This is a genomic window from Streptomyces sp. V4I2, from assembly GCF_030817655.1.
In the GTDB taxonomy this organism is placed as follows: Bacteria; Actinomycetota; Actinomycetes; order Streptomycetales; family Streptomycetaceae; genus Streptomyces; species Streptomyces plumbiresistens.
The window spans coordinates 6,269,950-6,282,663 of sequence record NZ_JAUSZM010000003.1; the positions used below are offsets into that span (position 1 = coordinate 6,269,950).

General features: G+C 69.3%; 13 protein-coding genes and 1 pseudogene. 8 read left to right on the plus strand and 6 right to left on the minus strand.

The genetic code is table 11. The features are described from left to right. Positions 1 to 73: 73 nt before the first annotated feature. Positions 74 to 1,060: an isopenicillin N synthase family oxygenase gene (locus QFZ76_RS29735; protein WP_307676590.1), complete on the minus strand. Its 987-nt coding sequence runs from the start codon at positions 1,058 to 1,060 to the stop codon at positions 74 to 76. Beyond that, positions 1,053 to 1,511 (minus strand): nucleoside deaminase, encoded by a 459-nt coding sequence (locus QFZ76_RS29740; RefSeq protein ID WP_307680168.1) that lies wholly within the window; start codon positions 1,509 to 1,511, stop codon positions 1,053 to 1,055. The genes QFZ76_RS29735 and QFZ76_RS29740 overlap by 8 nt, the downstream gene beginning before the upstream one ends. A gap of 114 nt (positions 1,512 to 1,625) precedes the next feature. On the opposite strand from QFZ76_RS29740, the gene QFZ76_RS29745 reads away from it, so the two are divergent. The 3 genes and pseudogenes from QFZ76_RS29745 to QFZ76_RS29755 all read left to right on the plus strand — a co-directional run. Continuing rightward, complete coding sequence (locus QFZ76_RS29745) at positions 1,626 to 2,885, plus strand: PucR family transcriptional regulator (protein ID WP_307676591.1); 1,260 nt, start codon at positions 1,626 to 1,628, stop codon at positions 2,883 to 2,885. 124 nt (positions 2,886 to 3,009) lie between these two features. Further along, entirely contained in the window at positions 3,010 to 3,777 is a 768-nt protein-coding gene (locus tag QFZ76_RS29750) for a CDP-alcohol phosphatidyltransferase family protein (RefSeq protein WP_307676592.1), read from the plus strand. Between the two features lie 393 nt (positions 3,778 to 4,170). Beyond that, positions 4,171 to 4,320: pseudogene (locus QFZ76_RS29755) on the plus strand (RNA-guided endonuclease TnpB family protein); the annotation flags it as partial. Between the two features lie 73 nt (positions 4,321 to 4,393). Here the strand turns inward: QFZ76_RS29755 and chvE are convergent. After that, a complete protein-coding gene (chvE, locus tag QFZ76_RS29760) occupies positions 4,394 to 5,491 on the minus strand; it encodes a multiple monosaccharide ABC transporter substrate-binding protein (protein ID WP_307676593.1) in 1,098 nt (365 codons plus the stop codon). Between the two features lie 335 nt (positions 5,492 to 5,826). On the opposite strand from chvE, the gene QFZ76_RS29765 reads away from it, so the two are divergent. Then, a complete protein-coding gene (locus tag QFZ76_RS29765) occupies positions 5,827 to 6,408 on the plus strand; it encodes a hypothetical protein (protein ID WP_307676594.1) in 582 nt (193 codons plus the stop codon). Positions 6,409 to 6,432: 24 nt separating this feature from the next. Here the strand turns inward: QFZ76_RS29765 and QFZ76_RS29770 are convergent, their stop codons facing one another. From QFZ76_RS29770 to QFZ76_RS29780, 3 genes are all read right to left on the minus strand, one after another. Next, the gene (locus QFZ76_RS29770; protein ID WP_307676595.1) at positions 6,433 to 6,906 is read right to left on the minus strand and encodes a carboxymuconolactone decarboxylase family protein; all 474 of its coding nucleotides are present in this window, start codon (positions 6,904 to 6,906) and stop codon (positions 6,433 to 6,435) included. Between the two features lie 133 nt (positions 6,907 to 7,039). After that, on the minus strand, positions 7,040 to 8,428 hold the full coding sequence (locus tag QFZ76_RS29775; protein WP_307676596.1) for a cytosine permease: 1,389 nt from the start codon (positions 8,426 to 8,428) through the stop codon (positions 7,040 to 7,042). A gap of 96 nt (positions 8,429 to 8,524) precedes the next feature. Beyond that, the gene (locus QFZ76_RS29780; RefSeq protein WP_307676597.1) at positions 8,525 to 8,878 is read right to left on the minus strand and encodes a PLD nuclease N-terminal domain-containing protein; all 354 of its coding nucleotides are present in this window, start codon (positions 8,876 to 8,878) and stop codon (positions 8,525 to 8,527) included. An 88-nt stretch (positions 8,879 to 8,966) separates the two neighbouring features. Between QFZ76_RS29780 and QFZ76_RS29785 the strand changes: the two genes are divergently transcribed. The 4 genes from QFZ76_RS29785 to QFZ76_RS29800 are packed head-to-tail and all read left to right on the plus strand — an operon-like array spanning position 8,967 to position 12,641. Next, the gene (locus QFZ76_RS29785; RefSeq protein ID WP_307676598.1) at positions 8,967 to 10,418 is read left to right on the plus strand and encodes a menaquinone biosynthesis decarboxylase; all 1,452 of its coding nucleotides are present in this window, start codon (positions 8,967 to 8,969) and stop codon (positions 10,416 to 10,418) included. Next, positions 10,415 to 11,317: a menaquinone biosynthesis prenyltransferase MqnP gene (mqnP, locus tag QFZ76_RS29790; protein ID WP_307676599.1), complete on the plus strand. Its 903-nt coding sequence runs from the start codon at positions 10,415 to 10,417 to the stop codon at positions 11,315 to 11,317. The genes QFZ76_RS29785 and mqnP overlap by 4 nt, the downstream gene beginning before the upstream one ends. Positions 11,318 to 11,359: 42 nt before the next feature. After that, complete coding sequence (locus tag QFZ76_RS29795) at positions 11,360 to 11,932, plus strand: Uma2 family endonuclease (protein WP_307676600.1); 573 nt, start codon at positions 11,360 to 11,362, stop codon at positions 11,930 to 11,932. A 31-nt stretch (positions 11,933 to 11,963) separates the two neighbouring features. Continuing rightward, positions 11,964 to 12,641, plus strand: a complete 678-nt coding sequence (locus tag QFZ76_RS29800; RefSeq protein ID WP_307676601.1) for a UbiX family flavin prenyltransferase — start codon at positions 11,964 to 11,966, stop codon at positions 12,639 to 12,641. The last annotated feature ends 73 nt before the right edge of the window (positions 12,642 to 12,714 follow it).

The following is a 12,714-nucleotide window of genomic DNA, read 5'->3' on the forward strand; positions in this document are numbered from 1 at the left end:
CTCAGGGTAAAGAGAGGGAGTTGGTGCGGGCCAGACCGCGTGATGTCCGTTGGGTTACGAAACTCTCGACCGGTCAGTCCACGGTGATCGAGTCCAGCTTCGCCCGCAGGTACGTGTGCGAGTCGACGGGCTCGTACGCCACCCGCCCCACCGGCGCGGGCAGCGACTCCACCAGCGTGCCCGGCGTGCACTCCCCGAAGTAGACGAGGGACATCAGCTCCTCGGCGGGCGCGTCGGCCGGCGGCGGCAGCACGCGGTGCCGTCCCGAACGCCAGCGGTCGCCTGTCCAACGGGCCAACAGGTCACCGACGTTGATGGTGAACGCCTCCGGGTCGAAGGGCGCGTCCTCCCAGCCGGCACCCCCGTCCACAGGGTCCGTGTACACCTGCAGCCCGCCCTTGCCGGCCTGCCGGTCGAGGATCGTCACCGTCCCGAAGTCGGTGTGCGGACCGATGCGGAACTGCCCCGGCTGCGGCTCCCCGACGACCTCGGTCCCCGGGTACCAGTTGATGTTGAAGCCGTACGTCGGATGGTCCATGTGCTTCGAGAAGAAGTCGGCGTCGAGCCCGAGCGCCTCGCCGAGCAGGGACAGCAGCTCCTTCTCCAGGTCGGCCATCCGCGCCAGGTACTCCTCGCAGAGGTCCCGGAGCTCGGGCACCTCCGCGGGCCAGACATTGGGCGCGGCCCACTCCGCGTCGACCACGGGGTCCTCGAAGTGCTCGTGCGTGGCGAACGTCAGCGACTCCTTCAGGTCCGGCGGGGTCTGGGTACCCTCCGAATACCCGTTCGCCTCCGCCCCCGGCCCGAGCCAGCCGCGTCCGCCGACCTTCGCCGTGTACGGCTGCTTGACGTCGACCGGCAGCCGGAAGAACGTCCGCGCGGCCTCCCGGATGCGGGAACGCAGGGCCGGGTCGACCCCGTGCCCGGTGACCAGCAGGAATCCGGCGGTCTGGAGGGCCTCGTCGACGGTGCGGGCGATCTCGGCGCGGGTGGCGGGGGTGCCTTCGACCCAGGGCTTCAGGTCGATCGTGGGAATGCGCGGGGCTGGGGTGTCACTCACCGATGTCCTCGTTCCACAGTGCCGGGTTGTTCTTGATGAAGTCGCGCATCATCTCGACGCACTCGCGGTCGTCCAGGAGCACGATCTCCACGCCGTGCTCCGCGAGCCAGTCGTGGCCGCCGTGGAAGGTGGCCGCCTCGCCGACGACGACCCGCGAGATGCCGAACTGGCGGACCAGGCCGGAGCAGTACCAGCACGGGGAGAGGGTGGTCACCATCGTCGTACCGCGATACGACCGCTGCCGTCCCGCGTTCCGGAAGGCGGCCGTCTCCGCGTGCATCGAGGGGTCGTCGTCCTGGACGCGGAGGTTGTGGCCGCGGCCGAGGAGGGTGCCGTCGGCGCCGTACAGGGCCGCGCCGATCGGGATGCCGCCCTCGGCGAGCCCGGCACGGGCCTCCTCGACGGCGGTGGCCAGCCAGGTACGTGCTGTCGCCTGATCCAAAAGGTCCATGGCTTCAAGGTCCATGTCTTCACTCTCCTGTGGCGGAAACACGAGGGCAACGTGCGGAAAGTACTCTCCGGGCATCCCGCAGCCGGACGAACTGTCAGCGCCCTGGAGGTTCCCGTGCCCGCACTCACCCTCCGCGAGATCCTGGAGCTGGACCCGGTACGGGCCGCCGAACCCCGGCTCCTGGCGGGTGAGGGCTCTCTGGACCGTCCCGTGCGCTGGGTGCACTCCAGCGAGGTGTACGAGGGCGCGAACTTCCTGGACGGCGGCGAACTGCTGCTGACCAACGGCTTCGGGCTGACGGACGCCGACGAGGAGGTCCGGCGGCGGTACGTACGCGAACTGGCGGCACGGGACGCGGCCGGACTCGCGGTCGAGGTGGGGCGCTCACTGCCGTCCATGCCGGACGAGGTGACCGACGAGGCCCGCCGGCTGGGCCTGCCGCTGCTGGCCCTGCACCGGGTCGTGCCCTTCGTACGGATCACGGAGGCCGCGAACCGGGCGATCGTGGCCCGGGGCCTGTCGGGGCGGTCGGTCGTCCGGCCGTGGGGCGACGACCATACGGCGGCCCTGCTGGCGGACCTGGCCGACCGGGCGGCGCTGAACCAGCCCGAGGTGGAGGCGCGGGCGGCCCTCGCGGGCTTCCACCCGGGCCCCGGGGCTCGCCTGCTCGGCGTGTCCCTGCACGGCACGCGGGACACGAGCACGGTCGATCGCGCGGTACGGCTGCTGGGCGGGTCGGGGGTGCTGCGGGCGGCGTTCCCGGGCGACGTACTGGCGCTGCTGTCCCTCCCCGGCTCCCGTGCCGGCGACCCCGTACGGGCCGTCCAGGACGCCTTCCGTACGGCCGCCGACCCCGGCCTGACCGTCGCGGTCGGGCACGCCGTCGCCGCCGGCGGAGGCTGGCTGCGCTGGAGCGACACGCTGCGGGCGGCCCGTACGACGCTGGAGCTGGCGCTGACCGTGCCGGCCGCCGAACCGGGCATGGCGGGCGGCCCGCTGGTGACGTCGTCGCGCGCGCTGGCCCTGGAACGGGAGCTGACCCGGGGCGGCGTCGACGCCAACCGGGAGCGGCTCGCCGGCCTGGTCCAGCACGCCCTGGGCCCGCTGCTGGCCTGGGAGGCGGCCCACCCCAGCGACCTCGTCCGCACCCTGGAGGTCCACCTGCGGCACGGCTGCTCCCCGACGCGTACGGCCGCGTTGCTGCACATCGGCCGCCAGTCCCTCTACCAGCGGCTGGAGCGGATCGAGTCGTTGCTGGGGCTGGAGATCGGCGACCCGGACCTGCTGGGCGAACTGCTGACGGCGGCCTGTGCGCATCGGGTGGTGCGGGGGACGAGCCCGGCGGTGGCGGGCGGGCTGCGGACGGTGGCCTAGATTCCGGCTTCTGGACTCCGGATTCTGGACTCCGGCCAGCGCAGGAGTCCAGACGACCGGGCAGGTAACCTGTGCCGATCACCGCCGTGTCAGCGGCAGTTGGGCCCCCCTTGGAGGAACGTTCATGGTTGCTGCTCCGGTTCTGGAGGAGCTGCGGGAGGTCTGCCAGCCGCAGGCCAAGCTCGCGAGCCGCAACGGCGAGCACTGGGCGGGCCGGCTGTACATGCGGCGCGTCTCGCTGCGGTTCACCCGGCACCTCGTGCGCACGCCGGTCACTCCCGACCAGCTGACCTGGACGATGGTGGTGTGCGGGGTCGCGTCCGGGGCCGCGTTGATGATCCCGGGGCTGACGGGTGCCGTACTGGCCGTCGTCCTCATGCAGTTGTTCCTCCTCTTCGACTGCGTGGACGGCGAAGTCGCCCGCTGGAAGGGCCAGAACAGCGCGTCCGGCATCTACGTCGACCGCCTCGGCGCCTACCTCGCCGACGCGGCCCTGCTGGCGGGCGCGGGCTACCGCGCCGCCGAGTCCGGCGTCGGCGGCTGGCTGTCGATCGGCATCGCCACCGCCCTGGGTGTCGTGCTGCTGAAGGCCTCGACCGACCTCGTGGACGTGGCCCGGGCCCGGCGCGGACTGGGCGTCGTCGACGACGAGTCGACCCGCCCGCGCTCTCAGGGCGTGGCGACGGTACGCAAGCTGGCGGCCGCCTTCAAGATCCACCGCGTGACGAATGGCATCGAGGCGTCGCTGGTGTTGCTGGCCGCGGCTGTGGCCGACCAGATGACCGGTGGCATCGACCCGACCCGCTGGGCACTGGGCGCGCTGGCCGTCATCACGTGGGTGATGGTCCCGGCGCACCTGCTGTCGATCCTGTCGTCGTCGCGGCTGCGCTGAGCGCATTCACCTGATTCTTGCGAGGATGCCCCGGCGTTCACGCCGGGGAGGAATCGCATCCCGTGACGGCGACGCGGAGCGTCGCCGTGTCAGGTCTCCTGGGGCGCGGAGCGCCCGCAAAGCCGCCGACGGAGCCGAAAAGCGAACGGGCGTGCCCGTGTTCGCTGGTTGGGGTGGCTTTGCCGTAGTGGGGGTACGGGTGTGCGCATGTCGCACGTACGGTCTCGGCGTGGAAGCTGGGGTGATCGGGCGGGGTGTGGGAGGGGGGATGTCGTGTCGGTGGTGAAGGAGGCCGGGGACGCCGGGCATGCCCGGTGGACGTTCCGGCTGCGCGTGTCGTCGACCGCCGAGTCTGCGCTGCTGGCGGAGTGGGACCGGTGCCGGTGGATCTGGAACGAACGAACCTACGCCTGCACCGCGTGCGGAGCCGTCTCGCCCAGAGACAAGAACTCCGCCCGCGTAATGCTGGCCCGGGCTGGTCTCAACCCGGCTGGTGCTGATGGCGCAAGACCTGGCGGGACGCTGTTCCGCCAGGCAGCCTGAGCCAGGAATCCCCTCGTTTACGAGGGGGAGGATTCAAGTCCGCTCTCCGCTGACCAGGAGCAACAGCTCGTCGCTACTTCAGCTGTTCGGCTGTGTAGTAGCGGTTGGTGATCAGCATCTCGTAGTTGGTCTTGTCGACGCTCTCCGGCTGCAGCAAGTGGACGGGCACGTTCTTGACGCCGTTGTTGTAATCCCTTCTGTTGTCCACGTTCGGTATCCGGCCGGTGAGTATGTCGTCGACCAGCTCCGTGGCGGCCCTGGCGAGCTCGCGGATGTCCTTGAAGACGGTTTGCGACTGTTTCCCCGCGATGATCGACTTCACTGAGTCCAGCTCGGCGTCCTGGCCGGTGACGACCGGGAGGGGCTTGCCGTCGGTGCCGTAGCCGTCCGACTCCAGCGCGGACAGGACGCCCCGGGAGATGCCGTCGTACGGCGACAGGACCGCGTCGACCGTCTGGTCGCTGTACCACTTGGTGAGGAGGTCGCTCATGCGCTTCTGCGCGGTGGGTCCGTCCCAGCGCAGGGTGGTGATCTTGTCGAGCTCGGTCTCGCCGGACTGGACGACCAACTGCTTGCTCTCCAGGAACGGCTCCAGAAGCGCCATCGAACCGTCGAAGAAGTACTTGGTGTTGTTGTCGTCGGGGGAACCGGCGAACAGCTCGATGTTGAACGGGCCGCCCTTGCCGTCCTCCAGGCCGAGCTTCTCGATGATGTGGCGGGCCTCTTGCCGGCCGACCATCTCGTTGTCGAAGGAGACGTAGTAGTCGACGTTCTTGGTGCCGAGGATGAGCCGGTCGTAGGAGATCACCGGAATGTCCGCGTCGGCGGCCTGTTGCAGCACGCCGTTCAGCGACTTCGCGTCGATGGCCGCGACGATCAGTGCGTCGACGCCCTGCTTGATCAGGGTCTCGATCTGCGAGGACTGGACCTTCGGGTCGTCATCGCCGTATACCAGCGTGGACTTGTACCCCATGCCCTTCAGGTTCTCGACGACGCTCTTGCCGTCGGTGAGCCAGCGCTCGGAGGCCCGCGTCGGCATGGCGATGCCGACGGTGTCGCTCTCGGAGCTGTCCTCGGAGCCGGCTTCGCTGCTCTGGCCGCAGGCGGACAAGGTGAGGGCCATGGAGGCCACTCCGCCGAGGAGGGCAAGGGCGGCTCTTCGGGTGACCATGGTGATCGTTCCTTGTTCTTCTTGGTTGGGGGGATGACGGCGTAGCGGACGTCGATGCCCTGCACGGGCATCACTGGTGGATCCGCACGCAGCCACCGAGGTCGTCGGGGGTCGGCGTACAGCTTTGAAGGCGAGTAGACGACCGACGGACCTCGGTGTTCGAAATCTCGCCCCACGTTCAAAATGTGGGCGTGACGTTAAGGGGGAGTGCGGGAGGTGTCAACGGGGCGAACGGGAACGGTTACAGAAAGTTCGCCTCCGTCAACCGGTGCGCGAGGAGCCCGATCAGGCACCGAACCTGGATCGCGGCGGGCCTCGCGACCGCCGGTGTGGCCGTGGGCGCCGGGCTGTACATCGAGGAGTTGGAGACCGGTCACACCGACGGGGGGTACGGCGTGGCATCCGCCGAGATCAAAGCCGCGGCCACGGACAAGAGTTGCATCGGCACCTGCCCCGCTCCCACGGCCGGTGACGCCGTCCACTACACCCCGCTGGACCGGACCGTGGACGACCTCGGCAAGCTGACCGCAGGCCGTCACGCCGCCGTCCGCACCGGTCTGTCCGTCGACGACGACGACAACGCGGCGGACGTCTGGCGCATCCCGTCCGCCGCCTTCGACACCGCCGCCTGTGCCGCCGCCGAGAAGGGCGTGACCGTACGGCTGCACAGCACCGACGTGAACCGCGAAGACCTCAACGCCCTCTCCGACCGCATCGGCGAGGACATGAGCCGCTGGGACGGCACCTTCCTGCTGCGCGAAGTCGGCGTGGATGAAAGCGGGTTCGTCTTCGTCGGCGTCGACGCCCCGGAGAGGGCCGAGCCGATCCTCGAGGAGACCTTCGGCGAGCGGTACATCAGGGTCGAGCACGCGGAACAGGCCCACACGCTGCCGTTGGAAGTCCCCGAGGCCGGCTAGGCGCACTCGGTCAACTGCTCGGCGTCATCCGAACATGCCGACCTGGTAGTCGCCGGCGGGCTGCTGGATGATGACGTTCCCGCGGTTGAAGGCGTTGATGACCGCGATGAGCGACACCAGCGCGGCGAGCTGGTCCTCGTCGTAGTGCTTGGCGGCGTTCGCCCAGGCCTCGTCCGTGACGCCGCCGGCGGCGTCGGCGATGCGGGTGCCCTGCTCCGCGAGCTCCAGGGCGGCCCGCTCGGCCTCGGTGAACACCTTGGCCTCGCGCCAGGCCGCGATCAGGTTGAGGCGCTGGGCGGTCTCCCCGGCGTGCGCGGCGTCCTTGGTGTGCATGTCGGTGCAGAAACCGCAGCCGTTGATCTGGCTGGCGCGGATCTTCACCAGCTCCTGCGTCGCGGCCGGCAGCGTCGTGTCCTCGACCGCCTTGCTCGCGGCGACGATGTGCTTCCAGATCTTGGTCGCGACCGGGTTGCCGAGGAGGTTCATGCGAGCTTCCATGGTGCACTCCTTGCCGTTGTCGATGGCTGCCGTTCATTGATGGCTACACCACTTGGACGGAACGGCCCCGGCAGGATGTGACACGGCCCGAATGTGACCTGCGTCTCTCGGCGTTGTTCTCCGGCGAGGTGCTTCAGCGAGGCGCCCGCCGCAGCACCGCGTAAAGCCCCGCGCTCACCGCGAACCCGACCAGGCAGGTGATGTCACCGAAGGACGGCCACTGTTCCGGTACCCATCCCACGTACTTCTCCTGGTTGGAGAAGACCGGCACGGACACCGCGATACCGGTCAACAGGGCGGCCATACCGGGCCAGTTGGTGAACGTCCGGTCGCCGAGCCGGGCCGCCAGCTGCTCGACCGGCGTCCGCGACTGCAGCCACCGCTCCACCAGCACGACCCCGAGCCACGGTCCCACCCAGTACGCGATGACCAGCAGGAACGCCTCGTACGCGTGCCCCGCGTCCGCCAGCGACGCCCAGGCCGCCGCCGTACCGGCGACACCGCACAGGACGACGATGGCGCTGCGGCCCAGCCACGGCGGGAGCTTGAGACCCAGTGAAGTGATCGACATGGCCGACGAGTACACGTTCAGGGCGTTCGCGGAGACCGCGCCCAGGATGATGGCCAGCAACACCAAGTCGCTGAGCCAGCCCGGGAGGTGGCCCGTGAAGGCGGCCGTGGGGGAGGCGCCCTCGGGGGCGACGATCGTCGCCGAGGCCGCGCCGATCACGGAGACGATCGCGACCGACACGAAGAGGCCGACGGCCGGGTAGAGGGCGGTCTTGAAGCGGCTCGCCGTACGCGGGAGGTAGCGCGAGTAGTCCGAGGCCCCCGGGTTCCAGCCGGCCGTGTAGCCCCAGGCCGCGCTGAAGGCGAGGAGGAAGCCGCCGATGCCGCCGCCTGCGCCCGCCCCGCCCAGGTCGGCCTCCTTGAAGGTCCAGACGCCGGCCAGCAGGAAGATCACCGCCAGCGCCGGGAAGGCGTACTTCTCGAAGACGTGGACGAAGTTGTGGCCGATGAATCCGATCGCGATCTCGGCGACCACCACCAGCAGGAGGGAGGGGAGCGGGCGCAGGTCCGTCAGCGTGTTGAGGGCGAAAGCCGCGCTCACACTGTTCACGGCGAACCAACCGACGCCCGCGACAAGCGCGTTCACACCCGTCGGCAGCAGATTGCCCCGGAAACCGAAGGAGAAGCGGCCGACCGCCATCTGCGGGACGCCGAAGCGCGGGCCGTCCAGGGACAGGATCCCGTGGGTCAGCGAGCCGAGTGCCGTGCCCAGCAGCAGTGCCGCCGTCGCCTGCCAGAAGTCCAGCCCGAAGAACAGGACCGAGATCACGCCGATGTACACCGTCGCGAACTCGATGTTCGGGGACGCCCAGGTCCACAGCAACTGGAGCGGGCTGCCGTGCCGTTCGGCGTCGGGGATCGGTTCCGAGCCCGCCGTCTCGACGGCGATGACCTTGTCACCGTATTCGGGGGTGAGCGTGGTGCCGGTGGAGTCGGCGGGAGCAGTCGTCATGCGAGGTAAGTGTCCGGCCCCCGCCCGCCGCCGCCCAGGGGCGCATTGTCCGCTCCGGGCGGCTCACCGGCGTACACCTTGTCAGGTGCGGTGAACTCAGGCGGTGGGGTCCTCGCCGCCGTCCTTCTTGTCCTGGTCCTTCTTGTCCTCGTCCTCGTCCTTCAGGGACTTGAGGAACTCGGGATTGTCGTCGGGCGCCACCCATCGCTGCCCGCCGCCCCGGCGCCACGGAGAGCCGGCGGAACCCGCGGGGCCGCCCGCGCCGGCCGGGTGCCGCTTCTTGCCGGCGATGAGCCAGGAGAGGGAGCCGGCGAGCGGGAACACCAGGACGAGGATGGCCCACAGCGGCTTGGGCATGTAGCGGATGTCCTCGTCCTTCGTGCTGATGCAGTCGATGAACGCGTACACGCTCAGCGCCAGTGGGACGAGGAACATCAGTACCCGGAGCATGGGGCCTCTCAATGGAACGGTCGTCGGGGCCACGAGCACGGGACCCCAGGTACCGGGCCAGGGTAGCGGCTCGGGGATACTTGGCCCCATGGCTTACGACGATCTTCGCTCCCTGCTCAGGGCCCTGGAGCGCGAGGGCGACCTCAAGCGCATCAAAGCCGAGGTGGACCCGTACCTGGAGGTCGGGGAGATCGTCGACCGGGTGCAGAAGTCCCAGGGCCCGGCGCTGCTCTTCGAGAACGTGAAGGGCTCCGCGATGCCCCTCGCGATGAACGTCTTCGGGACCGACCGGCGGCTGCTGAAGGCCCTGGGGCTGAAGTCGTACGGCGAGATCTCCGAGAAGATCGGCGGGCTGCTGCGGCCCGAGCTGCCGCACGGCTTCGTGGGCGTGCGGGAGGCCTTCGGGAAGCTCGGCGCGATGACGCACGTACCGCCGAAGAAGGTGAAGGAGGCCCCGGTCCACGAGGTCGTCCTGCACGGCGACGACGTCGACCTCGACCAGCTGCCCGCCCTCTTCACCTGGCCGAAGGACGGCGGCTCCTTCTTCAACCTCGGGCTCACCCACACCAGGGACCCCGAGAGCGGCATCCGGAACCTGGGCCTGTACCGCCTCCAGCGCCACGACAAGCGCACCATCGGCATGCACTGGCAGATCCACAAGGACAGCCGCAACCACTACCAGGTCGCGGCGCGGCGGGGCGAGCGGCTGCCGGTCGCGATCGCCTTCGGGTGTCCGCCCGCCGTGACGTACGCCTCCACCGCGCCCCTTCCCGGTGACATCGACGAGTACCTCTTCGCCGGGTTCATCGCGGGCAGGCGGATCGAGATGGTCGACTGCAAGACGGTGCCGCTCCAGGTGCCGGCGCAGGCGGAGGTCGTGATCGAGGGCTGGCTGGAGCCCGGCGAGATGCTCCCGGAGGGACCCTTCGGCGACCACACCGGGTTCTACACCCCGCAGGAACCCTTCCCCGCCCTGACGATCGACTGCGTGACGATGCGGAAGCGGCCGCTGCTGCAGTCGATCGTCGTAGGCCGCCCTCCGACGGAGGACGGACCCCTGGGCCGTGCGACGGAGCGGTTCTTCCTCCCCCTGCTGAAGATCATCGTGCCGGACATCGTGGACTACCACCTGCCCGAGGCGGGCGGCTTCCACAACTGCGCGATCGTGTCGATCGACAAGAAGTACCCGAAGCACGCGCAGAAGGTGATGCACGCGGTCTGGGGGGCACACATGATGTCCCTGACCAAGCTGATCGTGGTCGTCGACGCCGACTGCGACGTCCACGATCTGCACGAGGTCGCGTGGCGGGCCCTCGGCAACACGGACTACGCCCGTGACCTCTCGGTCGTCGAAGGTCCCGTCGATCACCTCGACCATGCCTCCTACCAGCAGTTCTGGGGCGGCAAGGCGGGCATCGACGCGACCAGGAAGTGGCCCGAGGAGGGCTACACACGCGACGGCGGCTGGCCCGACATGGTGCTGTCCGACCCTCAGACGGCGGCGAAGGTCGACCGCCGGTGGAAGGAGTACGGCCTGTGAGTTCAGCTTCTGCGGCGCTCCCGCAGCCGGGACGCACGAAGGCTTTCCTCCGCCTGGTGATGATCGAGCACTCGGTCTTCGCCCTGCCCTTCGCGTACATCGCCGCGCTCACCGCGATGTTCCAGTGGGACGAGAACATCCACTGGGGCCGCCTCCTCCTGGTCACCGTCTGCATGGTGGGCCTGCGGACCTTCGCGATGGCGGTCAACCGGATCATCGACCGGGAGATCGACGCCCGTAACCCGAGGACCGCGCACCGCGAGCTGGTCACCGGCGCGATGTCGGTGAAGCACGCCTGGACGGGCGCGCTGGTCGCGCTGGTGGTCTTCCTCGGCTCGGCGGCGCTGCTGAACCCGCTGTGCCTGGCGCTGGCCCCCATCGCGGTGATCCCGATGGTGGTCTATCCCTACGGCAAGCGGTTCACGAACTTCCCCCAGGCCATCCTCGGCCTCGCCCAGGCGATGGGCCCGGTCGGCGGCTGGCTGGCGATCACCGGGGAGTGGTCCTGGGACGCGGTGATCCTCGGGCTCGCCGTCGGCATCTGGATCGGCGGCTTCGACCTGATCTACGCCTGCCAGGACGTCGACACCGACCGCGAGATCGGCGTCCTGTCGGTCCCGGCCCGCTTCGGCATCCCGGCGGCGGTCTGGGGCGCGCGGGTATGCCACGCGCTCACGACCGCGCTGTTCGTCTGGTACGCGGTCGCCACCGAGGCCGGCACCTTCTTCTGGTTCGGCCTGATGATCGTCGCGGGCGCGTTCGTCTACGAGCACTCGATCGTGCGGCCCCATGACCTGTCCCGTGTGAACAGGGCGTTCTTCAGCGTCAACGGGTTCATCGGGATTGCCCTGTTCGTGTGTGCGCTGCTTGATCTCTTGGTTCGGGGTCTGACCGTGTAAGTACGGTGCGGCTTACCATCGAGTGCAGAGAGGGAGGCCGACGTGACCGTCTCGGACAGTAACCGCCTGCACTCGCAGCTCGCCCGGTACGAGGACATGTTCCGCGGGTACCGGATGGAGATTGTCGAGGGCAACATCGTGATGAGTCCGCTCAGGCCGTTCCACAACGAGACCATCGTGAGGCTGTGGACTCAGCTCGAAGCCCAGATGGACCCCGAGTGGGGATTCATCAGTGATGTCGCCATCCCGTTCAGCGACGACTTCGAGTTCTGCCCCGATCTCGCGGTCATCCCGGCGGTCGAGAAGAACCGGAACCTGACCGCTTACCCTCCGGATCTCGTCGAACTGGCCGTTGAGGTGGTTTCCCCGAGCAGCGTTCGCAACGACTACGAGATCAAGAACAAGCAGTACGCAGCCCGGGGCATCCCGAACTACCTGATCTTCGACCCCCAGAGGGCGCACCTCGTAACGCTCTGGAACCCCGGAGCGGACGGATACCTCGGACGGGACACGGTTCCGTATGGCGACAAGGTTTCCGTGGAGACGAAGCTCGGACGCCTCACCGTCGACACGAGCAGGCTTCCCGTGGACCCTGAGACGCCACACCGGTCCTGAAGACCTCTTCGCCCACCGGTACGCTCGGGGTGTGAACGCAGGAGAAACGCAGCGCACGCCTTGGATCGTGGGGGTGTCCGGAGCATCCGGTACGCCGTACGCCGCCGCCGTGCTGCGCGCACTCCTCGCCGCGGGCGAGAGCGTCGACCTGGTCGTGTCGCGAGCCTCCCGGCTGACTCTCCTCGACGAGACCGGGATCTCCTTCCGGGACGCGCACTGGCGCGGCGACCTGCGGGAATGGCTGTCCAGGGGTGCCGACGGGAAGCCGGGGACCTTCGACGTGGACGTCGAGGGCGTACGGCACTGGAGCGCCGGGGACCTGGCGGCGGGGCCATCCTCGGGGTCGTACCCCGCGAAGGGGATGCTGATCGTGCCGGCCTCCACCGCCTGCGTCGCCGGAGTCGCGCTGGGCCTGTCCAAGGACCTGCTGCAACGGGCCGCGAGCGTCACGCTGAAAGAGCGGCGGACGCTGGTCGTGGCCGTGCGGGAGACCCCGCTGAACGGGCAGACCCTGCGGCACCTGGTCGCCCTGGACGACGCGGGTGCGAGCGTCGTACCCGCCTCGCCCGCCTTCTACGCGGGCGCCACGCACATCCAGGACCTGGTGGACTTCGTCGCCGGACGGGTCCTCGACGCGGCGGGCGTCGGACACGGGCTGTACCGCCGGTGGCAGGGCGAGCTCGGCGGGGGCTCCAGGCCACCTGCGTGAGCACCAGGCACAGCACCGGGCAACAGGCACGCACCACGCACCACGCACCACACAAACCTCTCTTCAGTCTCTT